The 19,300-nt window shown below is 65.7% G+C and carries 21 protein-coding genes; 8 read left to right on the top strand and 13 right to left on the bottom strand.

Annotated features, from left to right (window positions below; genetic code table 11):
* Positions 1-10: 10 nt before the first annotated feature.
* On the bottom strand, positions 11-967 hold the full coding sequence (locus tag ASE30_RS24570; protein WP_235515341.1) for a DMT family transporter: 957 nt from the start codon (positions 965-967) through the stop codon (positions 11-13).
* A gap of 243 nt (positions 968-1,210) precedes the next feature.
* Between ASE30_RS24570 and ASE30_RS24565 the strand changes: the two genes are divergently transcribed.
* Positions 1,211-1,681: an Lrp/AsnC family transcriptional regulator gene (locus ASE30_RS24565; RefSeq protein WP_057286878.1), complete on the top strand. Its 471-nt coding sequence runs from the start codon at positions 1,211-1,213 to the stop codon at positions 1,679-1,681.
* 12 nt (positions 1,682-1,693) lie between these two features.
* Here the strand turns inward: ASE30_RS24565 and ASE30_RS24560 are convergent, their stop codons facing one another.
* Positions 1,694-2,503 (bottom strand): alpha/beta fold hydrolase, encoded by an 810-nt coding sequence (locus tag ASE30_RS24560; RefSeq protein ID WP_057286877.1) that lies wholly within the window; start codon positions 2,501-2,503, stop codon positions 1,694-1,696.
* 140 nt (positions 2,504-2,643) lie between these two features.
* Here ASE30_RS24560 and ASE30_RS24555 point away from each other — a divergent pair, with 140 nt between their 5' ends.
* Entirely contained in the window at positions 2,644-3,141 is a 498-nt protein-coding gene (locus tag ASE30_RS24555) for a YbaK/EbsC family protein (protein ID WP_057286876.1), read from the top strand.
* A gap of 18 nt (positions 3,142-3,159) precedes the next feature.
* Here the strand turns inward: ASE30_RS24555 and ASE30_RS24550 are convergent, their stop codons facing one another.
* From ASE30_RS24550 to ASE30_RS24505, 10 genes are all read right to left on the bottom strand, one after another.
* Entirely contained in the window at positions 3,160-3,972 is an 813-nt protein-coding gene (locus tag ASE30_RS24550) for an ABC transporter ATP-binding protein (protein ID WP_057286875.1), read from the bottom strand.
* Positions 3,969-5,012 (bottom strand): iron ABC transporter permease, encoded by a 1,044-nt coding sequence (locus ASE30_RS24545; protein WP_057286874.1) that lies wholly within the window; start codon positions 5,010-5,012, stop codon positions 3,969-3,971. The genes ASE30_RS24550 and ASE30_RS24545 overlap by 4 nt, the downstream gene beginning before the upstream one ends.
* The gene (ybgF, locus tag ASE30_RS24540) at positions 5,012-5,701 is read right to left on the bottom strand and encodes a tol-pal system protein YbgF (protein WP_057286873.1); all 690 of its coding nucleotides are present in this window, start codon (positions 5,699-5,701) and stop codon (positions 5,012-5,014) included. The genes ASE30_RS24545 and ybgF overlap by 1 nt, the downstream gene beginning before the upstream one ends.
* A gap of 86 nt (positions 5,702-5,787) precedes the next feature.
* Positions 5,788-6,288, bottom strand: a complete 501-nt coding sequence (gene pal, locus ASE30_RS24535) for a peptidoglycan-associated lipoprotein Pal (protein WP_057286872.1) — start codon at positions 6,286-6,288, stop codon at positions 5,788-5,790.
* A 31-nt stretch (positions 6,289-6,319) separates the two neighbouring features.
* Entirely contained in the window at positions 6,320-7,642 is a 1,323-nt protein-coding gene (tolB, locus tag ASE30_RS24530; protein WP_057287059.1) for a Tol-Pal system beta propeller repeat protein TolB, read from the bottom strand.
* Between the two features lie 16 nt (positions 7,643-7,658).
* Positions 7,659-8,825, bottom strand: a complete 1,167-nt coding sequence (tolA, locus tag ASE30_RS24525; RefSeq protein WP_057286871.1) for a cell envelope integrity protein TolA — start codon at positions 8,823-8,825, stop codon at positions 7,659-7,661.
* A 39-nt stretch (positions 8,826-8,864) separates the two neighbouring features.
* A complete protein-coding gene (locus ASE30_RS24520; protein ID WP_057286870.1) occupies positions 8,865-9,323 on the bottom strand; it encodes an ExbD/TolR family protein in 459 nt (152 codons plus the stop codon).
* Positions 9,323-9,997 carry a protein TolQ gene (gene tolQ / locus ASE30_RS24515; protein WP_057286869.1) on the bottom strand — a complete coding sequence of 225 codons (675 nt, stop codon included), beginning with the start codon at positions 9,995-9,997 and terminating at the stop codon, positions 9,323-9,325. Before tolQ ends, ASE30_RS24520 begins: the two co-directional genes overlap by 1 nt.
* A gap of 2 nt (positions 9,998-9,999) precedes the next feature.
* Positions 10,000-10,422 carry a tol-pal system-associated acyl-CoA thioesterase gene (ybgC, locus tag ASE30_RS24510; RefSeq protein WP_057286868.1) on the bottom strand — a complete coding sequence of 141 codons (423 nt, stop codon included), beginning with the start codon at positions 10,420-10,422 and terminating at the stop codon, positions 10,000-10,002.
* Positions 10,423-10,479: 57 nt separating this feature from the next.
* The gene (locus ASE30_RS24505; RefSeq protein WP_057286867.1) at positions 10,480-12,210 is read right to left on the bottom strand and encodes a proline--tRNA ligase; all 1,731 of its coding nucleotides are present in this window, start codon (positions 12,208-12,210) and stop codon (positions 10,480-10,482) included.
* Positions 12,211-12,275: 65 nt separating this feature from the next.
* On the opposite strand from ASE30_RS24505, the gene ASE30_RS28705 reads away from it, so the two are divergent.
* The 6 genes from ASE30_RS28705 to ASE30_RS24475 all read left to right on the top strand — a co-directional run bounded on the left by ASE30_RS28705 (position 12,276) and on the right by ASE30_RS24475 (position 18,349).
* Positions 12,276-12,848: an RNA pyrophosphohydrolase gene (locus ASE30_RS28705; protein ID WP_008157869.1), complete on the top strand. Its 573-nt coding sequence runs from the start codon at positions 12,276-12,278 to the stop codon at positions 12,846-12,848.
* Positions 12,829-13,515, top strand: a complete 687-nt coding sequence (locus tag ASE30_RS24495) for a response regulator (protein WP_056327910.1) — start codon at positions 12,829-12,831, stop codon at positions 13,513-13,515. The genes ASE30_RS28705 and ASE30_RS24495 overlap by 20 nt, the downstream gene beginning before the upstream one ends.
* 38 nt (positions 13,516-13,553) lie before the next feature.
* The gene (locus ASE30_RS24490) at positions 13,554-15,086 is read left to right on the top strand and encodes a sensor histidine kinase (RefSeq protein WP_200964477.1); all 1,533 of its coding nucleotides are present in this window, start codon (positions 13,554-13,556) and stop codon (positions 15,084-15,086) included.
* A 213-nt stretch (positions 15,087-15,299) separates the two neighbouring features.
* Positions 15,300-15,779, top strand: coding sequence for a tripartite tricarboxylate transporter TctB family protein (locus tag ASE30_RS24485; protein WP_200964476.1), 480 nt, complete (start codon positions 15,300-15,302; stop codon positions 15,777-15,779).
* 6 nt (positions 15,780-15,785) lie between these two features.
* On the top strand, positions 15,786-17,309 hold the full coding sequence (locus ASE30_RS24480; protein WP_057286865.1) for a tripartite tricarboxylate transporter permease: 1,524 nt from the start codon (positions 15,786-15,788) through the stop codon (positions 17,307-17,309).
* A 110-nt stretch (positions 17,310-17,419) separates the two neighbouring features.
* Positions 17,420-18,349: a glyoxylate/hydroxypyruvate reductase A gene (locus ASE30_RS24475; protein ID WP_057286864.1), complete on the top strand. Its 930-nt coding sequence runs from the start codon at positions 17,420-17,422 to the stop codon at positions 18,347-18,349.
* Here ASE30_RS24475 and ASE30_RS24470 read toward each other — a convergent pair.
* Positions 18,343-19,278 carry a LysR family transcriptional regulator gene (locus ASE30_RS24470; RefSeq protein ID WP_057286863.1) on the bottom strand — a complete coding sequence of 312 codons (936 nt, stop codon included), beginning with the start codon at positions 19,276-19,278 and terminating at the stop codon, positions 18,343-18,345. The two genes, ASE30_RS24475 and ASE30_RS24470, sit on opposite strands and share 7 nt — an antisense overlap.
* Between the last annotated feature and the right edge of the window lie 22 nt (positions 19,279-19,300).

Below are 19,300 nucleotides of genomic sequence, written 5' to 3'. Positions count from 1 at the left end.
TGTTCCGGCCTCAGGCGGGGGCGGCGGCCGTGGCCGCCGCCGTGCGCACCCGCGCCGAGGCCAGCTTCACGCCCAGCAGGATCATCACGAAGCCGTAGGCGTGGAATAGCTGGGGGGCTTCGCCCAGCAGCGGCCACGCCAGCAGCGCCGCATACACCGGCACCAGGAACATGGACAGGCCCGCGGTCGCCGGGCCGGCCTGGCTGATCAGCCGGCCATACACGTAATACGCGCCCAGGCTGGGCACCACCGCAAGGAACAGCAGCACGGCCGCCAGGCGCGGATCCGTCCAGGGCGGGGCCGTGCCGCTCGCGGCCTCGATGGCGGCAAAGGGCGCCAAGGCCAGCACGCCGCCCAGCATCAGCGTGGCCAACCGCGCGCTGTCCGGCACGGCAGGCAGGGTCAGGCGCTTTTGCAGCACGGTATAGAACGCCCAGCCGGTCGCTGCCAGCAGGATCCAGAAGTCGCCCTGTCCAAACGCCAGCCGGGCGAGCGTCTGCGCGTCGCCGCGCGCAAGCACGACCAGCACGCCGCCCAGGGCCAGCGCCAGTCCGGCCGCGCGCACCGCCGACAGGGGCTTGCGCAAGATCAGGGCCTCCAACAACGCCACCAGGATGGGGCTGCACGAAAATATCAGTGCGATGTTGGTGGCGCTGGTGGATTGGGCGCCGATGTACTGCGGCGCCACCGCCACGCCCATGCCCAGCACCGCCAAGGGCAAGAGCGAGGGCAGTCCTCGCCACAATGCCTTGCGATGCGCGCGCAAGGCGGGGGCGGCAAGCGGCAGCAGGATCAGCAGGGCGATCAGCCATCGGCCGAAGGCCAGAAAGACAGGGGGGAGGCTGGCGTCATGGGCCCAACGGGCCGCCACCATGTTCGAGGCGAACAGCGCCGGGGCGGAAAGAAGCATGAGGGCGCCGGACAGGCCCAGGCCGGTTCTTGCGGATGCTGCTGCTGCGTGGGACATGGTTTCCAGCCGCGCGGATCGGCGCGCGGATTGCTGCGTGGGAACTGCGGCGCTGGCGCCGGGTTGTGCCGCAGCGTGAACGCCGAAAACCGACGGGCGGGATATGTGCCCGTCTTGCTGGAAAGTCTACGGGCGGCCGGACAAAATAGGTTTCCTGAATCACGCCGGATCACCGTATTTTGAAAAATATACTTCCTGTAAAATTGTTTATTACAGAGATATTCTCTTTTTTTACCCGCCATCATGTCCAATCCGCCCAAAATCGACGAAACCGACCGCAAGATCCTGCGCGCCCTGCGCGCGGACGGGCGGCTCACCAACCTGAAACTGGCCGAGCGGGTCGGCCTGTCGCCCACGCCCTGCTGGAACCGGGTCAAGGCGCTGGAAGAGGCGGGGGTGATCGAAGGCTATGCGGCCTTGCTGAACCAGAAGGCGCTGGGTTTGCCGGATACGGTGATGATCGAAGTGACGCTGGAGCATCACGACGACGAGACGCTGGCGCGCTTCGGCGAAGAGATCACCCGCCTGCCGGAGGTAGTCGAAGCCTTTCTGGTGACGGGCGAGTACGACTACCTGATCAAGGTGGCCGTGGCGGGCACCGAGGGCTACGAGGAATTCCTGCGCAAACGCCTGTACAAGCTGCGCGGCGTGCGGCATAGCCGCTCCACATTCGTGCTGCGCCGTCTGAAGCACACGCCTTCGGTCGAACCCTGACGGGCAGGGGTCTCAGCCCCCGATGAATTCCTGGATGGCGCCATTGAAGGCGCGCGGATTGCCCAGGTTCATGCCGTGCGACGAGCCGGTGATGGTCACGCGATGGGCATGCGGCAGCCATTGCGACAGCGCGTCCAGCACGGCCGGGTAGGGCGCCGGACTCAGCGCGCCGCCGATCAGCAGGACAGGTATCGTCAGCCCGCCGATCTGTTGCGGCGTGAGGGGTTCGGGCTTTTCGAGCGCCTGGCCGAAGAGCGTGCCGACGTTGTCGCGCACCATCTCCTTGAACCACGGCACCATGCGGTGCCAGGTGTCCGGTCCGGTCACGGTGTCCACGAATAGCGCCAGGCCTTCTTCGATTTCGCCCTGGCGGATCAGCGCCAGCGCGCGCTGGCGAAAGCCGCCACGCTCGTCGCCGCCGCCGGGCAGAGGCAGGCCGGGGTCGGCCAGCGTCAGGCTGCGCAGGGCGTCCGGCTGGCGTAGCGCCGCCTCCAGCACGACCCGTCCGCCGCGGGAATGGCCCACCAGATGGGCCGGGCCGCCCGCCACCGTGTCGATGAACTCCAGCACGTCGCTGGCATGCTGCCCGATGGAAAAGCCGTCGCCTTCGCCATCCCAGGCTTCGGGCCAGTACCGGCGCAGGCACACGGCCAGCACGCGGAACGACTGCCCCAGCGGCGCCATCTGCGACTTCCAGTAGCGGCTGTCGGACAGCGATCCATGCACCAGCACCAGGGGCGTGCCGCTGCCGAATTCGGTGTATGACATGGCATAACCGCCGATAGGCGCGGTTTGCAGGGGCAGGACGGGTTCGGAACGCATGGAGGTCGGGAGGGAAAGCCAGGTCCGCATTCTAGCCCGGCGTGGCTGGACGGTGACGCCGTTCGACGCTGATAAACTCGGCTCCAGCCTGTGCGGGCGCGGGGTCCGCGCGCCCGAGCCCTTGAACGGAGTTCACCCAGATGTCCCCAGAGTCTCTTGCCGCCTTGCCCGAATCCGCCCAGCGCGTGGCCCGCCTGTTGCTGGAACTGGGGCACGACAAACCCGTGGTGGTTTTGCCCCAAACGGGCAAGACCTCGGCGGAAGCGGCGGCGGGGCTGGGCTGCGAGGTCGCCCAGATCGCCAAGTCCATCATATTCCGGCGCGCCGCCGACAACGCCCCGGTGCTCGTCATCGCCAGCGGCGCCAACCGCGTGGACGAGACCAAGGTGGCGGCGCAAGTGGGCGCGCTGGCCAAGGCAGACGCCAAGTTCGTGCGCGACATGACCGGCTACGCAATCGGCGGCGTCTGCCCCATCGGCCATGCGGTCAAGCCGGTGATGCTGCTGGATGCGGACCTGTTCAATTACGACAGCCTGTGGGCCGCCGCCGGCCACCCGCACGCCGTGTTCAACCTGACGCCGGCGCAACTGGCGGGCATGACCGGCGCACCGGTGGTGGACGTGGCCCAGCGCGCCTGATCGCGGCAGGGCCGCGGATCATCCGGGGTGCTCGTCCAGTCCGTCGATCAGCACCTGCCGCCTTCCCAGGGAGCAGGCCTCCACCCGTGCCTGCACGCTATAAACCGCCGCCAGTGAGGCCGGCGTGATCACGTCGGCGGGCGCGCCCGCGGCGTGCAGCCGCCCCTCGTGGATCATCACGGCCTGATCGGCGTGCTGCAGCGCCACGTTCAGATCATGCAGGACGATCAGACTGATCAGGCCGTGGTCCCGGGTTTCCTGTTTCAAAAGCCGCATGACGTGGAACTGGTAATTCAGGTCCAGCGCCGACAGGGGCTCGTCCAGCAGCAGCACGCGGGGATGGCGGATCAGCGCCTGCGCCAGGCCCACCAACTGCTTCTGTCCGCCGGACAGCGCGTCCAGGTAATGCAGCGCCAGATGCCCGATGCCCAGCCGTTCCAGCAGCCGGTCGATGGCCTGCAGATCCACGGGACCCGCCACGCGGTCGCTGGCCCTGGCCGCCACCAGCACCGACTCGAACACCCGCAGATGCACGGCCGCCGGCAGGCTTTGGGGCAGGTACACCACATGGCGGGCGCGTTCGCCGTGATTCAGGCGGGTCAGGTCCAGGCCGTCGAGCGATGCCCGGCCGGCGCGCGCGCGGACCAGGCCGGCCACGGCCTTGAGCAGGGTCGATTTGCCGCTGCCGTTCGGCCCCAGCAGCGCCGTGACTTCGCCCGCCGCCAGTGCGGGTATCGACAGGCCGTGCAGGACGTCCTGGCGTCCGTATCCGGCCGTGAGGCCCTCCACGGCCAGTTCGGGCTTGCGCAACGCGTCGGCGGGGGCCGTCATGGCAGTTGCCTGCGCAGCACGACGGACACGAAGAAGGGAATGCCCACCAAGGCTGTCACGATGCCCACCGGCACGACGACGCCGGGCACGAGGTTCTTGGATGCGATGGAGGCCAGCGACAGGATCACCGCGCCCACCAGCGCGCTGCCCGGCAGATAGAACCGGTGGTCCTCGCCAAAGAGCCGGCGCGCGATATGCGGCGCGACCAGGCCGATGAAGCCGATGGTGCCGACGAAGGCCACGGCCAGCGCCGACAGCAGGCTTACCCGCGCCAGCGCCCCGACCCGCACGCGGCGCACGTCCACGCCGAAGCTCGCGGCGCGGTCTTCGCCCAGGCGCAGCGCGGTCAGCTTCCAGGATTGCCGCATGGCCATGGGCAGGGCAAGCGCGAATGCCAGCGCCAGCACGCCGACGGTCCACCAGCTCGAACGCGCCAGGCTGCCCATCGTCCAGAACACCAGATTCTGCAGGGCTTCTGCGCTGGCCGTGAATTGCACCAGCGACACCAGCGCATTGAAGGTAAACACCATGGCGATGCCGAACAGCACCACGCCCGACGTATTCATGCCGCCCCATCGGGCCACGGCGTCCAGCAGCAGCGCCGCCAGCAAGGCGAACAAAAAGGCGTTGGCCGCTATCAGCCAGGCGCCCGCGATGCCCGGCAGGCCCAGTTGCAGCACGATCGCCAGCGACGCGCCGAACGCGGCGGCCGATGACACGCCCAGCGTGAACGGACTTGCCAGCGGATTGTTCAGGATGGTCTGCATCTCTGCGCCCGCCAGTCCCAGCGCCATCCCCACCAGCGCGGCCATCAGGGCCGAAGGCAGGCGGATATCCCAGACGATCACACGGTAGGTCGGATCTGCCTGGGCGGGGGAAGTCAGGGTCTGCCAGAGGTCGCGCCACGGCAGGCCCGACGGGCCCACGGTGAAGTCGATCAGTAGCGCAATGAAAATCGCCGCCAGGAGCAGGGCGATAAGCCCTGCCCGGCGGCGAAGGATGTGCCGGTACGCGGCGACCGCGCTTGCGGCTTGCCGCATTACTGCAGCAGTTGCAGCCGGCTCTTGGCCGTGCTGGCGGCCGGCGTGGTCGGGTAGTCGCGGACGATACGCTGCAACGTCGCCTTGGCGCCGGCGCGGTTGTTCAGTTCGATCTGGCTGCCGGCGATGATCAACAGGGCGTCAGGGGCGCGGGCATTGTCCGGGGCTTTCTGGACCATGGCGTTCAACTGCTCGATGGTGCCCTTGAAGTCCTTCAGCGCGTAGCGGCTGCTGCCCTGGTAGAACTGGGCGCTGGGGGCAAGCTGGCTGTTCGGATAAAGCGCGGTGAAGGCGGCCAGCGATTCGGCCGCATCCTTGTACTGGCCTTTGCGGAACAGGTCCATGGCGCCGTCATAGGCGGATTGTTCCTGGGGGTCTCCGGCGGACGCGCCCGGCGGGTTCGAACCGCCCGCAGCGGCGCCCGGCTTGGCGCTGGGCTGCTGGCGCGACACCAGTTCGAGCTGGTCGCGCAATTGGGCGACTTCCTGTTGCAAGGCCTGAATCTGGTCTGCCAGTTGTAGCTTGGCGCGCTGGCTTTGCTCGTTCTGCTGCTGAACCTGCTGGCGCAAATCCAGGATGGCCTTGCGGGCCTCATCATCGGAAAAAGCGTGAGCGGGCGCGGTCAGGGCGGCAAGCACCAGACCAGTGGCCACAATCAGGGGACGCAGGGACAGAACGTTATCGCGCATGAATATTTCCCGGGTATAAAAACAAGCGTCGGGACGGCCGGCTGACCGTCCCGACGCGTGGTAGGGCTCTAGACTAAGCGAAAAGCTTAACGCAGATAGTTGATATCGGCGCGGCGGTTTTCGGCAAAGTCGGCTTCAGTCGTACCCGTCGAGCGCGGCTTTTCTTTGCCGAAGCTGATGGTTTCGATCTGGTTGTCGCTGACGCCCAGCAGGGTCATCATGCGACGCACGGCGTCGGCACGACGCTGGCCCAGGGCCAGGTTGTACTCAGCACCGCCACGTTCGTCGGTGTTGCCTTCGATCTTGACCTTCTGCTGTTGGTGCGAGGCCAGGTACTTGGCGTGGGTTTCGACCAGGCCGCGGTATTGGTCCGACACGGTGTAGCTGTCGAAATCAAAGTACACCGAGCGCTGTTGCGCCAGGATGCTTTGGGGATTAAAGGGATCAAGGATCTGGCCAGAGGCCGAGGATCCTTGGCCAGCGCCTCCGCCCTGACCCGCTTTATCGTCGAGAGGGACGGAGCTGCAAGCTGCCAGGGTGGCGGCCAGAGCGGCGATGGTTAGGCTTTTGGCAATGCGCGACTTCATGATAGTTCCTTTGCAAAGAGAGTCACACGTGTTATCGGGTAAATGGGCCCCAAGTCGGTTCACGTATTTCCCCGTTCAGTACCGAAAGCGTCTGTCGTACGCGGCCATCGCTCGATACACCAGCAAGCACGCTACGTCCATTTTGGATGGCGGCGTAAAGGACTTGCATGCCGTTTGGCGCAAAGCTAGGCGACTGATCGTCACGACCATCAGTCAGCAAGGCTTCGGCGCCAGTGGACAGGTTCAAGGATGCGATTCGAAACGCGCCGTCTCGTCTTGCAACGTACAGCAGCGTCGATCCATCGGGGGAAATTCGGGGTGATATGTTGTAACCACCATTAAACGTGAGACGGCGAGCTTCGCCGCCTGTCGAGCCGGTCTGATAGATTTGCGGCCCGCCGCTGCGGTCACTCGTAAAGATAATGGAAGCGCCGTCGGGCGTAAAGCTCGGTTCGGTGTCAATCCCGGGAGAACGCGTAACTCGGGTCGGATTCGATCCGTCGGCCGCATTAACGACGTAAATTTGCGACAAACCGTCACGAGTCAGCGCCACCGCAAGCTTGCCGCCGTCGGGCGACCAGCCGGGTGCGCTGTTGTTGCCCTTGAAGTTGGCGACGGGAGCGCGGGCGCTGGTAGCCAATGTGTGCACGTAGACGACAGGCTTGCCGGACTCGAAGCTCACATAGGCGAGCTTCGCGCCATCGGGCGACCAGGCCGGCGAGATGATCGGCTCGCGCGAACGCAGGGCGACCTGCGGATTCTGGCCGTCGGCATCGGCGACCTGCAGTTCGTAGGTGGCGCCTTTCTTCAGCACATACGCAATACGGGTAGAGAACACGCCGCGAACGCCGGTGATCTTTTCGTAGATGCGGTCAGCGATCTGGTGGGCGACGCGGCGCAGTTCCTGCTCCGTGCCGGAAAATGCCACGCCGTCCAGTTGCGCCTTCTTGACCGTATCGGCCAGGCGGTAGCGAACGTCGTAGCGGCCGTCGGCCCCACGGGTGATGCTGCCGTAGGCGATGAAGTCGGCGCCCTTGCCACGCCAGTCGTCGTGGGCAATGGGGGAATCGACGTTCAGGCCGGAGCCGGCGGCGTTGATCAGGCGGAACTGGCCCGTGCGGGTCAGGTCGGCGCGGATCACTTCGGCCAGCGCGCGGCCGTGGGTGTCATCGACGGCGAAATCAGCGATGGCCACCGGATATTGGGTTGCCCCGGTGCCGGAAATATCGACGCGTAGCTGCGCATGGGCGGGCTTCATGGCCATCAGGCAGGCCAATGCCACCATCAGCAGCCCGAGTCCATACGATCGCCAGAGAGCGAAGGGGGGTACTCGTCGGCTATAAGCGGGAGTCATATTCATCAATCTCCTGTCAATCATACATTCTGTACACAACGTCAATGATGGGTTCATAGCGGCCCGTCGAGGGCTTGGGGAAGGGGTTGCAGCGGCGGATGCCGGTCTCGACCGCGCGGTCAAAGCCGACGTTGCCCGAAGAACTGGTCAGTGTGACGCCGTTGACCTTCCCGTCAGAACCTAACTGTACCCGGTATTGCGCCGTCGGATTCTGCGATCCGCTGCGGGCCTGAGGCGGATAAGCCACCCCCGGCTGCACGCAGGCGCGGACCTTGGCGCCATACCCGCTGTCGCGTCCGCCGCCAGCCTGATTGCGGTCGGCGGTGCCGCCCGGAATGCCGGCCGCGCCCAGCGCGTCGTTACGGAAGGCGTCCTTGAGCGCCTTGTCGGCGGCGGCCTTCTTCGCGGCAGCGGCTTTCTCGGCGGCGGCCTTTTCGGCAGCGGCCTTTTCAGCGGCAGCCTTTTCAGCCGCGGCCTTCTCGGCGGCAGCCTTTTCGGCCTTTTCCGCCTTCTCGGCCTTTTCAGCGGCCGCCTTTTCAGCAGCGGCCTTTTCGGCGGCAGCCTTCTTGGCGGCGTCGTCCTTGGCCTTCTTCTCGGCGGCAGCCTTGTCGGCGGCGACCTTCTCGGCAGCGGCTTTCTCAGCGGCTGCCTTCTCGGCGGCGGCCTTTTCAGCAGCCTGGCGCTCTTGCTCCAGGCGCTTCTTTTCCTTCAGCTCGGCCTGCTTGCGCTCTTCTTCGAGACGCGCCTTTTCCTTGGCGGCCTCGGCAGCCTGGCGCGCCTTTTCTTCCTGCTCGCGCTTTTTCTTGGCTTCCTGGATGGCGATCTCGGGGTCGACTTCCTCGGTCTTGGGCTGAACCTGCGGTTCGGGCTCGGGCGGAGGAGGCGGCGGCGGCGGGGGCGGCGGCTCGGGCGCCTTTTCGGGCTCGGGCTGAGGCTGCGGCTTGGGCTGCGGTTTCGGGGGCTCGGGCTGAGGCGTGGGCGGCGGCTCGTCGGGCGAGTTGCCGTCCGCCCAGAGTTCCACCTGGACGGGGCCAGGGTTCTCGGTTCGCCAGTTCACGCCGAAGATCAGGGCGACCAGCAGCAGCAAATGCACCGCCACAGCCAGAATGAGCGAATTCCGGTTGTCGTTGTTGGGCGGGGTGGCCGGTGGGCCGCTGCGGTGTCGAATAATGGGTGGCGTCATGTGGGAGGCGCGCCGGCCAGGCCGGCGCAAGGCGGCGCGTTAGCGTTTTTTCTCGGGTGCGGGCTGGGATCCGCCGGCGGACTGGTCCACCAGCAGACCCAGGCGGGTGATGCCATTGGTGCGCAGCTCGTCCATGACCTTCACGACCGTCTCATAGGGCACCTTGCCGTCGGCGGCGATGACTACCGGGGTTTCCGCCGTAATCCGCGAACGCACCTGCGCCACCAGCTCGGTACGCGCAATGTCCTGCATGGTTGCACCGGGTTCGCGCATGCGCAGCGCGACCTTGCCGTCTTCGGAGATCTGGACTTCCAGGGGCTTGACGGGCACGTCGGACGCGGCGCCCACCGAAGGCAGCTGGATCAGGCCGGGCGTGATCAGGGGGGCCGTCACCATGAAGATGACCAGCAGCACCAGCATCACGTCGATGTACGGCACCACGTTGATGTCGGCCTTCATGCGGCGGCCGGACCTGCCGCGTGAGCTTACCGAGGGCATCAGCGCACCTGCCGTTGCAGAATGTTCAGGAATTCATCGACGAAGCTGTCGAAACGGATCGAGATGCGATCGATGTCATTCGTGAAGCGGTTGTAGGCAACCACGGCGGGGATGGCGGCGAACAGGCCGATGGCGGTAGCGATCAGCGCTTCCGCGATGCCGGGGGCCACCGAAGCCAGCGTGGCCTGCTGCATGTTCGACAGGCCGATGAAGGCGTGCATGATCCCCCAGACCGTGCCCAGCAGGCCGATGTAGGGCGATACCGAACCGGCGGAAGCCAGGAAGTTCAGGTGGGATTCCAGCGCATCCATTTCGCGCTGGTAGGCGGCGCGCATGGCGCGGCGCGGGCCGTCCAGCAGGGCGTCGCCGCCCGCGTTGCCGCGGCGGGCCTTCAGAAATTCGGTCATGCCGGCATCGAAAATGCGGGCCAGCGCGCCTTGCTCGTCCCGGCGCGAGGCCACGGCCTGCTGCAGCATGGACAGGTCGCCGCCCGACCAGAAATCGTCTTCAAAGCGGCGGGTCTGGGTATGGGCGCGCTTGATCGCCATTCGCTTGGCGAATATATAGGTCCAGGACATGATCGAGATGCCCAACAGCATCAGCATGATCAGCTGGACCGGCACGCTGGCGTGCGAAATCAGCGAAAGCAACGACATGTCGTTGGTGGCTTGCATGGTTATTCCTGAATGAATTCCAGTTTGGCGCGAACGTCAGCCGGCAACTCCGCCGGCCGCATGTGAACGGCATCGACGCAACAGACTTGGATGTTGCCTTCGGCAAGCAGTTCCCCGTTGCGTTCCGCGCGCTGCGCGAAGTGTATCGAAGCGCGGCCCAGTTTGGTGACTCGGCTGCGTATGGTAAGCAAATCGTCCAGTCTGGCCGGCTTCCGGTAGGACATGTCCAAGGAGCGGACAACGAAAAGACGTTGCTCGCTGGCGGCCAGCCCGGACTGATTGACGCCCAGATCGCGCAACCACTCGGTGCGGGCGCGTTCCAGGAATTTCAAGTAGTTGGCGTAGAAAACCACCCCGCCCGCATCCGTGTCTTCGTAGTAGACACGGACTTGCAGGAGGGATTCGGCGGACTTCGGGTCGGTCACGATACGGATGGGAATGGTGCAGGTCGGGACACGGGAAGTCCGTAGTTACTTTAGGGTTTAAAGGGTGTCGAGTTTCGTCAGCACGGCTTCAAGCGCGGACTCTACCGGAATCTTGGCTGCTTCGGTTTCCCGACGGGCCTGCAATTCCACCACACCATCGTTCAGGCCGCGTTCTCCAACTGTTACACGCAGCGGCGCACCGATCAATTCCCACTCGGCGAACATGACGCCGGGACGCGCATCGCGGTCGTCCAGGATGACGTCCACCCCTCGCGCCAGCAGCGATTCATAGAGCTTTTTCGCGGTGTCACGCACCGTTTCACTTTTGCCCCAGCCCACCGGGCAGATCACGACTTCGAACGGCGCGATCGCCCGGGGCCAGATGATGCCGCGCGCGTCGTGGTTCTGTTCGATGGCGGCGCCCACGATGCGGGTGACGCCGATGCCGTAGCAGCCCATTTCCAGTACGGCCGGCTTGCCCGTTTCGTCCAGGAACGTGGCCTTGAGGGCTTCCGAGTACTTCTTGCCCAGGTAGAAAACGTGGCCCACTTCGATGCCGCGCTGAATCGACAGCGTGCCCTTGCCGTCGGGCGACGGGTCGCCAGCCACCACGTTGCGCAGATCGGCGACCAGCTCGGGCTCGGGCAGATCGCGGCCCCAGTTCACGCCCCGGGTGTGAAAGTCTTCGCGGTTGGCGCCGCAGACGAAGTCGGCCATGTTGGCGACCGTGCGGTCGGCGATCACATGGACGGGCTTGGCGGTCTTGACGGGGCCCAGGTAGCCGGGTTTGCAGCCGAAGTGTTCGACGATCTCGGTTTCCGTGGCGAAACGGAAGCCCGCCAGGCCCGGCAGCTTGCCGGCCTTGATCTCGTTGAGTTCGTGGTCGCCGCGCAGGAGCAGCAGCCAGATGTCGACCTTGCCCTTGTCGCCGTCGGTGGCCAGGACGATCGACTTGATCGTGCGTTCCAGCGGAAGCTCCAGGAGCTTGGCCACGTCCTCGCATTTGGCGGCGCCCGGCGTCGCCACGTCCGCCATGGGTTCGGCGGCCTCGGCGCGCACCGGGTAAAGGGAAGCGGCTTCGGCGAGTTCGATGTTCGCGGCGTAGTCGGAATCCGCGTTGTAGACCAGCAGGTCTTCGCCCGTGTCGGCGATGACCTGGAATTCATGGCTGCGCGTACCGCCGATCGAGCCCGTGTCGGCCGCCACCGCGCGGAATTCCAGGCCCAGGCGGCCGAAAATGCGCATGTAGGCGTCGAACATGATGTCGTAGCTGCGCTGGGCGCCGGCTTCGTCGCGGTCGAAGGAGTAGGCGTCCTTCATGGTGAATTCGCGGCCGCGCATCAGGCCGAAGCGCGGACGGCGTTCGTCGCGGAACTTGGTCTGGATGTGATAGAAATTCAGCGGCAGCTGGCGGTAGCTGTGGATTTCATTGCGGGCGATGTCCGTAATGACCTCCTCGGACGTGGGCTGCAGCACGAAATCGCGCTGGTGCCGGTCCTTCATGCGCAGCAGTTCCGCGCCGTATTGCTCCCAGCGGCCCGATTCCTGCCAGAGTTCGGCGGGCTGGACGACCGGCATCAGCAGTTCGATGGCGCCCGCCGCGTTCATTTCGTCGCGGACAATGGCCTCCACCTTGCGGATGATCTTCAGGCCCAGAGGCATGTAGGTGTAGATGCCGCCCGCGAGCTTGCGGATCATCCCGGCGCGGGTCATCAGCTGGTGGCTGGCGACTTCGGCTTCGGAAGGGGCTTCTTTCAGGGTGTTGATGTGGTAGTTGGATGCGCGCATGTTTAAAGGTGGCAGCAGATACGTATAATCGACCGTAATTGTATTGAATTCGGTGGGGGTGGCCCATGCTTGACCGCGAAGGCTACCGCCCCAATGTCGGCATCATTCTCGTCAACACTAGAAACGAGGTCTTTTGGGGCAAGCGTATCAGGGAACATGCATGGCAGTTCCCCCAGGGCGGCATCAAATATGGCGAAAGCCCGGTGCAGGCCATGTATCGCGAACTCCATGAAGAAGTGGGCTTGAAGCCCGAGCATGTCCGTATTTTGGGGCGTACACGCGATTGGTTACGTTATAACGTGCCCGATCACTTTGTCCGGCGTGAGTGGCGTGGCCACTATAAAGGACAAAAACAGATTTGGTTCTTGTTGCGCCTGGTGGGCCGTGACAGTGACGTGTGCTTGCGCGCGACGCAGCATCCGGAATTCGATGCCTGGCGCTGGAGCCAGTATTGGGTACCCCTGGACGCTGTCATCGAGTTCAAGCGCGACGTCTATACCCAGGCGTTGAACGAGTTGTCGGCTATCCTCTTTCGGCGTCATCACGAAACCCGCTATCTGCGCCAGCGTGTGCATGGTCAGCGGGCGGCAGAGAATTTGCCCGAAGGAACGGACGGTCATGCGCATATTGCTGGTTGAAGACGAACGGGACATGGCGTCCTGGTTGATGCGCGCGCTCGCCCAGAGCGGATTCGTGCCGGACCACGCGGCGGACGCCCGTACCGCTGAAGCGTTCATGGCGGGCACGGAATACGACGCCATCGTCATGGACCTGCGCCTGCCCGACAAGCACGGGCTGGTGGTCCTGCGCGAAATGCGCAACCGCGACGACCGCACGCCCGTCCTGCTGCTGACCGCCCAGGGCGCGCTGCAAGACCGGGTGCGCGGCCTGAACCTGGGCGCGGACGATTTCCTGACCAAGCCCTTCGCGCTGGAAGAACTCGAAGCCCGGCTGACCGCGCTGGTGCGCCGCAGCCGCGGCCGCCAGCATCCGCGCCTGCAATGCGGCTCACTGTCCTACGACAGCGAAAGCCGCGCCTTCACCCTGGACGGCTCGCTCCTGTTCCTGACCCCGCGCGAACATGCCGCGCTGGCCGCCTTGCTGACCCGCAGCGGCTATCCGGTGGACAAGTCGCAGTTGTTCGGCAAGGTCTTCACGCACGACAGCGAAGCCAATCCGGACGCCATCGAAGTCGTGCTGCACCGCTTGCGCAAGAAGCTCGCCGGCAGCGACGTCCGCATCGTGACCGTGCGCGGACTCGGCTACATGCTGGAAAGCGTGGCCAGCGAGTCCGCGGAACCCTAAGGGCCATGCGAGGCGCTCTCAATGTGCACAGGCCCTAAGTGAGCTTGCGGATCCCGGGACTGCCGCGCGTCGGCATCCGCGCGCTGCTGATCATCCTGCTGCTGCCGGGCGTGGTGGTACTGCTGGTCATCGACAGCCTGAACGACTACCGCACCTTGGCCGAGATCACCAACGAAGCCTACGACAGCGCGCTGGTGGAGCCCGCGCGCGTGCTGGAAAGCAGCCTCGAGTTCACGCCCGAGGGCAATCTCCAGGTGGCCACGCCGCTTTACGCGCAGGTCATGCTCGAATCCCGCGCGGGCCTGCGCAAGTATTTCCGCATCGAAGAAATCGATCCGCCCCTGCCGGACGGCGCCGCCGTGCCCGCCGCTCAAGGCAAGACCCTGCTGGGCATGCCGGAAATGCCGCGGCCCCCTAGCTGGCCTCGTTCTAACGGTCAGCCCATCTTCTACGACAGCGTGTACCGCAACGATCCGGTACGCGTCGTGTCGGTCGTGCGCGACCTCTATTACCAGGGCCAGCATCGCCAGGTGCTGGTCGTCGTGGCGGAAAGCACCGGCAAGCGCATCGAGGCCGAGAACAACGCGCGGCGCCAGGAAATCCTGCGCGACGCGCGGATGCTCGCGCTGGTCGTCGTGCTGGTCTGGTGGGGGGTGTCGTGGGCCCTCAAGCCGCTGCGCAGGCTGCGCGCGGACATCCGGGGGCGCCGCCCGGACGACCTGACGCCGCTGGACGCCTCGCGCGTGCCCAGCGAAGTCGCGCCGCTGGTCGAAGCCGTCAATCACCATATCGCCCGCTATCGGCGGGTGCTGGACGAACAGTCGCACTTCCTGGCCGACGCCTCCCACCAATTGCGCACGCCGCTGGCCATCATGCTGACGCAGGCGCAATACGCGCTGCGCGAACCGGACCCCGCGCGCGCGCAAGAGGGCCTGCGCGCCATCGTCGACCAACTGGGCCGCACCCGCCGCCTGACCGAGCAGCTCCTGTCGCTTGCGCACGCCAACCAGGCCGATCCGCTGCCACGGCAGTTGCTGGACATGAACGCCGTATCCCGCGAAGTCGTGCTGCAGTACCTGCCGCTGGCGCACGAGAAGCAGCAGGACCTGGGGTGGGTGCAGGCGGGCTCCGAAGAGGGGCTGGAAACGCCGGTCCCGGTGTCCGGCAACGAGGCCGAACTGCACGAGGCGCTATCGAACCTGGTGCACAACGCGATCCACTATGCACCCGCCGGCGCGCGCATCACCGTATCCGTCTGCCGGCAGGAAAGCCGCGCCGAGGTCGCCGTGTCCGACAACGGTCCTGGCCTGGACCCGGTCTTGCGCGTGCGCGCCTTCGCGCGCTTCGAACGCGTGGGCACGGACAAGCCCGTGGCGTCCTCGGGCTCCGGCCTGGGGCTGGCGATCGCGCGGGCCTACGCGAGGCGCAACGATGGCGACATCGAACTGCGCGACGGCGAACCCAACGGGCAGGGCGGGGTCGGACTCGCATCCGTGCTGTGGCTGCCGCTCGCGCCCACCGTGTCGCAGTACCCCAGGCCCAGCGACGTCGAGCTCAAGGGCGATCAGTAAGCGCCCGGCTTTCAAACTTCCCACCGCCTGTGTTCCAGCCGATCGCGGCTTCCGATCAGGGATAACCCCTGGATTCAGGAACGCGACAGCGCACAGAAAGCGGATTAGCAGCTTCCTTCCGTAATCTGCGTTCCGGCCAGTCGTCAAGGGCCGGGTGCGGCTCGTTCCGAGCGGCACATCGAGGGCCGGCACGGTCCTGCACCAGGAAGGAGGATGGAAGTGCAAAAGACAATCAACAGAAAGGACTACTACGGCGGCGCGCTGATGGTCCTGATCGGGCTCGGAGCCATCTATGGCGGAACCGACTATCACATCGGCACGCTCAGCCACATGGGCCCAGGCTTCTTTCCCGCCGCCCTGGGAGGGCTGCTGGCGCTGACGGGCTTGCTGATCGCCATGTCGGCGCGCTCGGCGGAACCCTCCGCGCCCGCGCCGGCCGAGGGCCACCCGCACGGGATGCCAGACATCCGCGGCAGCGCCTTCATCCTGCTCGGCATCCTGGCCTTCCTGCTGCTGGGCCATTACGGCGGCCTGCTGCCCGCCACGTTCGCCATCGTCTTCATCTCTGCGCTGGGCGACCGCAAGAACACGATCAAGCAGGCCGTCCTGCTGGCGGTCGCCATGTCCGCGATCGCGGTCGTTGTCTTCTGGTGGGCGCTGCAACTGCAGCTTCCGCTGTTTCGTTGGGGTTGAAGCGCCATGATTTCTCAAGCTTTGATGGACCTCTGGTACGGCTTTGGCGTCGCGTTCCAGTGGCACAACCTGATGTGGTCGTTCTTCGGCGTGCTGGTGGGCAACCTCATCGGCGTGCTGCCCGGCATGGGCGCCCTGTCGGCCATTTCCATTCTGCTCCCGCTGACCTACGTCATGCAGCCGGTGCCCGCCATCCTGATGCTGGCCGGCATTTTCTACGGCTCGCAATACGGCGGCGCCATCGGCGCGATCCTGCTCAACCTGCCTTCGCATCCGCCGCACGCGGTCACCTGCCTTGACGGTTATCCATTGACCAAGCAGGGCAAGGGGGGGACCGCGCTCGGCATCACGATGATCTGCTCGTTCTTCGCGGCATCGGTCGGCATCATCGTCATGATCTTCGCTTCGCCCCTGCTGGTGGAAGTGGCCTTCAAGTTCGGCCCGACCGAGATTTTCTCGATCATGCTGCTGGGCTTGCTGGCGGGCGCCACGATGTCGCGCGGTTCGCCGCTCAAGGGCGTGGCCATGACGCTGTTCGGCTTGATGTGCGGCGTGGTCGGCACCGACGTGAACACCGGCACCATCCGCTTCTCGTTCGGTCTCTTGGATCTGTCCGATGGCCTGGAACTGGTGGCGATCTCGATGGGCCTGTTCGGCGTGGCCGACTTCCTGATGAGCGTGAACCGCATGACCATCATCGGCAGCGGCGCCAAGCTCCGCCTGCGCGACATGCGGCCCAGCAAGCAGGAGCTCAAGACCGCCTTCTGGCCCATGGTGCGCGGCACGGCCGTCGGCACCCTGTTCGGCGCCATGCCCGGCACCGGTCCCACCATCACGACCTTCGTGGCCTACGCGCTCGAGCGCAAGATCTCCAAGACGCCCGAGAAGTTCGGCACCGGCATGATCGCGGGCGTGGCGTCGCCGGAAGCCTCTTCGCACTCCAAGACGCAGGTCGACTTCATTCCGACCATGAGCCTGGGCATTCCGGGCGACGCGGTGATGGCGCTGATCCTGGGCGCGCTGCTGATCCAGGGCATCCAACCCGGCCCGCAGCTCATCACGGAACATCCGGACATCTTCTGGGGCCTCATCGCCAGCTTCTGGGTCGGCAATGTGCTGCTGATGGTGTTGAATGTGCCGCTGATCGGCGTCTGGGTGAAGCTGCTGCAGGTGCCTTACCGCTATCTGTTCCCGTCCGCGCTGTTCTTCATCGCGGTGGGCGTGTTCAGTACGCAGAACAGCCTCTTTCAGATCTGGGAAGTGCTGGCCTTCGGCGTGATCGGCGCCATCCTCATGACGCTGGAGTTCTCCGTGGCGCCGATCCTGCTTGGCTTCGTGCTCGGGCCCATGGTCGAAGAGAACTTCCGGCGCGCGCTGCTGTTGTCGCGCGGCGACCTGGCGGTATTCGTCGAGCGTCCGATCAGCGCCTGGTTCATTGCCGCCAGCGCCTTGCTGATCCTGCTGCAGGTCTGGGCCTTCCTGCGCCGCAATAAAGGCCGGAACAAGCCCAGCGTGCCGCAGGCGGCATAAGCGGATTGCTCCGTAGCAGTACGCGCGGCCCGGCTTCATGCCGGGCCGTTTGATTTGTGCCGCGCCATCCCTCATGCTTGAGGTTTTCATCGCCCGCGCGCACAGCCACCATGCACATCCTCTTTGCCTGCCCCCACCACGATCCCGACGCCTGGGTGCCTCGCCTTGAAGCCGCCATGCCCGGCTGCCGCATTTCCGTGTGGAATCCCGATGGTCCTCCGTCGGGCGCGGAAGTCGCCCTGGTGTGGCGTCCGCCTGTCGAGCTCTTCAAGCACGAGACCTCCCTGCAGACCCTGTTCAACCTGGGCGCGGGTGTCGATGCCTTGCTGAAGATGCCCGAGATCCCCCCGCATGTCCGTATCGTCCGCCTGGAAGATGCGGGCATGTCGGTGCAGATGGCCGAATACGCGCTGTATGCGTTGTTGCGGGTCTCGCGCGATTTCGAAGCCTTCGACCACGCGCAGGCGCGCCAGCACTGGGATACCCGCGAGGGCACGCGCCAGGCGGACTGGCCAGTCGGCGTGCTGGGGCTGGGGCAGGTTGGCGCGCGCGTCGCGCAGACTCTGGCCGAATTCGGCTACCCGGTGGCGGGGTGGTCGCGCACGCCGCGCGACATCCCGGGCGTGGAGTCGTTTGCGGGCGAGGCCGCCTTGCCGGCCTTCCTGGCGCGCACGCGCTTCCTGGTGAACGTGCTGCCGCTCACGCCGGATACGCAGGGCATCCTCAATCGCCAGACCTTGTCGCAGCTATTGGCCGACGCGCACCTGGTCAACGTGGGCCGCGGCGAGCACCTGGTCGAAGACGACCTGGTCCAGATGCTCGAAGAGGGCGAGATTGCCGGCGCCACGCTGGATGTCTTTCATACCGAACCCCTGCCCAAGGACCACCCGTTCTGGCGCGATCCGCGCGTCCATGTCACGCCGCACATCGCGGCGCGCACGCTGCGCGATGAAAGCATCGCTCAGATCGCGGGCAAGGTGGCGCAGTTGACGCGCGGCGAGCCCATCACTGGCGTGGTCGAGCGTTCGCGCGGTTACTGAGCCGCCGGCGCCGTCGCCTTCTCCAGGCGCTGATACATCGAGGGCAGGCGCTGCGACAGGAAATCGAGCAGGGTACGCACGGCGGGCATCATGCCCCGCCGTGACGGATAGATGCAATGCACGATGCCCTCTGGCGACTGCCATTGCGGCAGCACCGGCACCAGCTGGCCCAGGCGCAGTTCTTCTTGCGTCGCTATCGATGGCAGCAACGCGATGCCCCGGCCGCGGACGGCGGCTTCGGTCAGCACGATGAAGTCGTTGCAGGACAGTTGAGGCTTGAGCTCGATGTGCACCTCTTCGCCCTTGTCGTTACGCAGCGGCCACCGCACTTCGTTCTGCGGATCGCTGAAGCTCAGTGTGGTATGTGAGGCCAGGTCCTGCGGCGAGTCCGGCGCGCCATGCCGCTGCAGGTAGCCCGGGCTGGCCACCAGCGTGCCGCGCGCCGTCCCCAGGTGCCTGACCACCAGTTCGGCGTCCGTATCCAGCTTGGTGCGAACCCGTAGCGCGAGGTCCACGCCTTCGCGGATCAGGTCGACGCGCCGGTTGGTGACCAGCAGTTGCACCGACACGGCCGGCCAGGCGTCCAGGAATTCCGGCAGCAGGGGGGCCAGCACGTCCTGCGCGATGGATACCGGACAGCTCACAATCACCGGGCCAGTCGGTTCCGACTGCAATTGCCGCATGGCGTCGTCCGCCGCACGCGCGGAAGCGGCCATTTCCCGGCAATAGTGCAGATAGCGTTCCCCCGCCGAGGTCAGGCGCAGCCGCCGCGTGGTGCGCTGCAAGAGCCTCACGCCCAGGCTTTCTTCCAGGTGCGAAATCCGGCGGGACAGGCGGGATTTCGGAATGTCCAGCGCCCTGGCCGCGGCGCTGAAGCCGCCTTGCTCGACGACTTGGGAGAAATAGTAGAGGTCATTGAGATCTTGCATGATTGTTCTATGTTTGGAACGA

Origin of the sequence: Achromobacter sp. Root83 (assembly GCF_001428845.1) — a bacterium.
Taxonomy (GTDB): domain Bacteria; phylum Pseudomonadota; class Gammaproteobacteria; order Burkholderiales; family Burkholderiaceae_B; genus Achromobacter.
Note: the sequence above shows the minus strand (reverse complement) of the source record. Positions and strands in the feature narration are given on the sequence as shown.

What these genes read in the sequence shown, in the direction of transcription:
- ASE30_RS24485 (WP_200964476.1), top strand. Translation starts at nt 15,300, where the DNA reads ATGGAAGTGCAAAAGACAATCAACAGAAAGGACTACTACGGCGGCGCG.
- ASE30_RS24505 (WP_057286867.1), bottom strand. Translation starts at nt 12,210, where the DNA reads ATGCGCGCATCCAACTACCACATCAACACCCTGAAAGAAGCCCCTTCC.
- tolQ (WP_057286869.1), bottom strand. Translation starts at nt 9,997, where the DNA reads ATGCAAGCCACCAACGACATGTCGTTGCTTTCGCTGATTTCGCACGCC.
- ASE30_RS24480 (WP_057286865.1), top strand. Translation starts at nt 15,786, where the DNA reads ATGATTTCTCAAGCTTTGATGGACCTCTGGTACGGCTTTGGCGTCGCG.
- ybgF (WP_057286873.1), bottom strand. Translation starts at nt 5,701, where the DNA reads ATGCGCGATAACGTTCTGTCCCTGCGTCCCCTGATTGTGGCCACTGGT.
- ASE30_RS24545 (WP_057286874.1), bottom strand. Translation starts at nt 5,012, where the DNA reads ATGCGGCAAGCCGCAAGCGCGGTCGCCGCGTACCGGCACATCCTTCGC.
- ASE30_RS24565 (WP_057286878.1), top strand. Translation starts at nt 1,211, where the DNA reads ATGTCCAATCCGCCCAAAATCGACGAAACCGACCGCAAGATCCTGCGC.
- ASE30_RS24560 (WP_057286877.1), bottom strand. Translation starts at nt 2,503, where the DNA reads ATGCGTTCCGAACCCGTCCTGCCCCTGCAAACCGCGCCTATCGGCGGT.
- ASE30_RS24470 (WP_057286863.1), bottom strand. Translation starts at nt 19,278, where the DNA reads ATGCAAGATCTCAATGACCTCTACTATTTCTCCCAAGTCGTCGAGCAA.
- pal (WP_057286872.1), bottom strand. Translation starts at nt 6,288, where the DNA reads ATGAAGTCGCGCATTGCCAAAAGCCTAACCATCGCCGCTCTGGCCGCC.
- tolB (WP_057287059.1), bottom strand. Translation starts at nt 7,642, where the DNA reads ATGACTCCCGCTTATAGCCGACGAGTACCCCCCTTCGCTCTCTGGCGA.
- ASE30_RS28705 (WP_008157869.1), top strand. Translation starts at nt 12,276, where the DNA reads ATGCTTGACCGCGAAGGCTACCGCCCCAATGTCGGCATCATTCTCGTC.
- ASE30_RS24520 (WP_057286870.1), bottom strand. Translation starts at nt 9,323, where the DNA reads ATGCCCTCGGTAAGCTCACGCGGCAGGTCCGGCCGCCGCATGAAGGCC.
- tolA (WP_057286871.1), bottom strand. Translation starts at nt 8,825, where the DNA reads ATGACGCCACCCATTATTCGACACCGCAGCGGCCCACCGGCCACCCCG.
- ASE30_RS24495 (WP_056327910.1), top strand. Translation starts at nt 12,829, where the DNA reads ATGCGCATATTGCTGGTTGAAGACGAACGGGACATGGCGTCCTGGTTG.
- ASE30_RS24570 (WP_235515341.1), bottom strand. Translation starts at nt 967, where the DNA reads ATGTCCCACGCAGCAGCAGCATCCGCAAGAACCGGCCTGGGCCTGTCC.
- ASE30_RS24550 (WP_057286875.1), bottom strand. Translation starts at nt 3,972, where the DNA reads ATGACGGCCCCCGCCGACGCGTTGCGCAAGCCCGAACTGGCCGTGGAG.
- ASE30_RS24475 (WP_057286864.1), top strand. Translation starts at nt 17,420, where the DNA reads ATGCACATCCTCTTTGCCTGCCCCCACCACGATCCCGACGCCTGGGTG.
- ASE30_RS24555 (WP_057286876.1), top strand. Translation starts at nt 2,644, where the DNA reads ATGTCCCCAGAGTCTCTTGCCGCCTTGCCCGAATCCGCCCAGCGCGTG.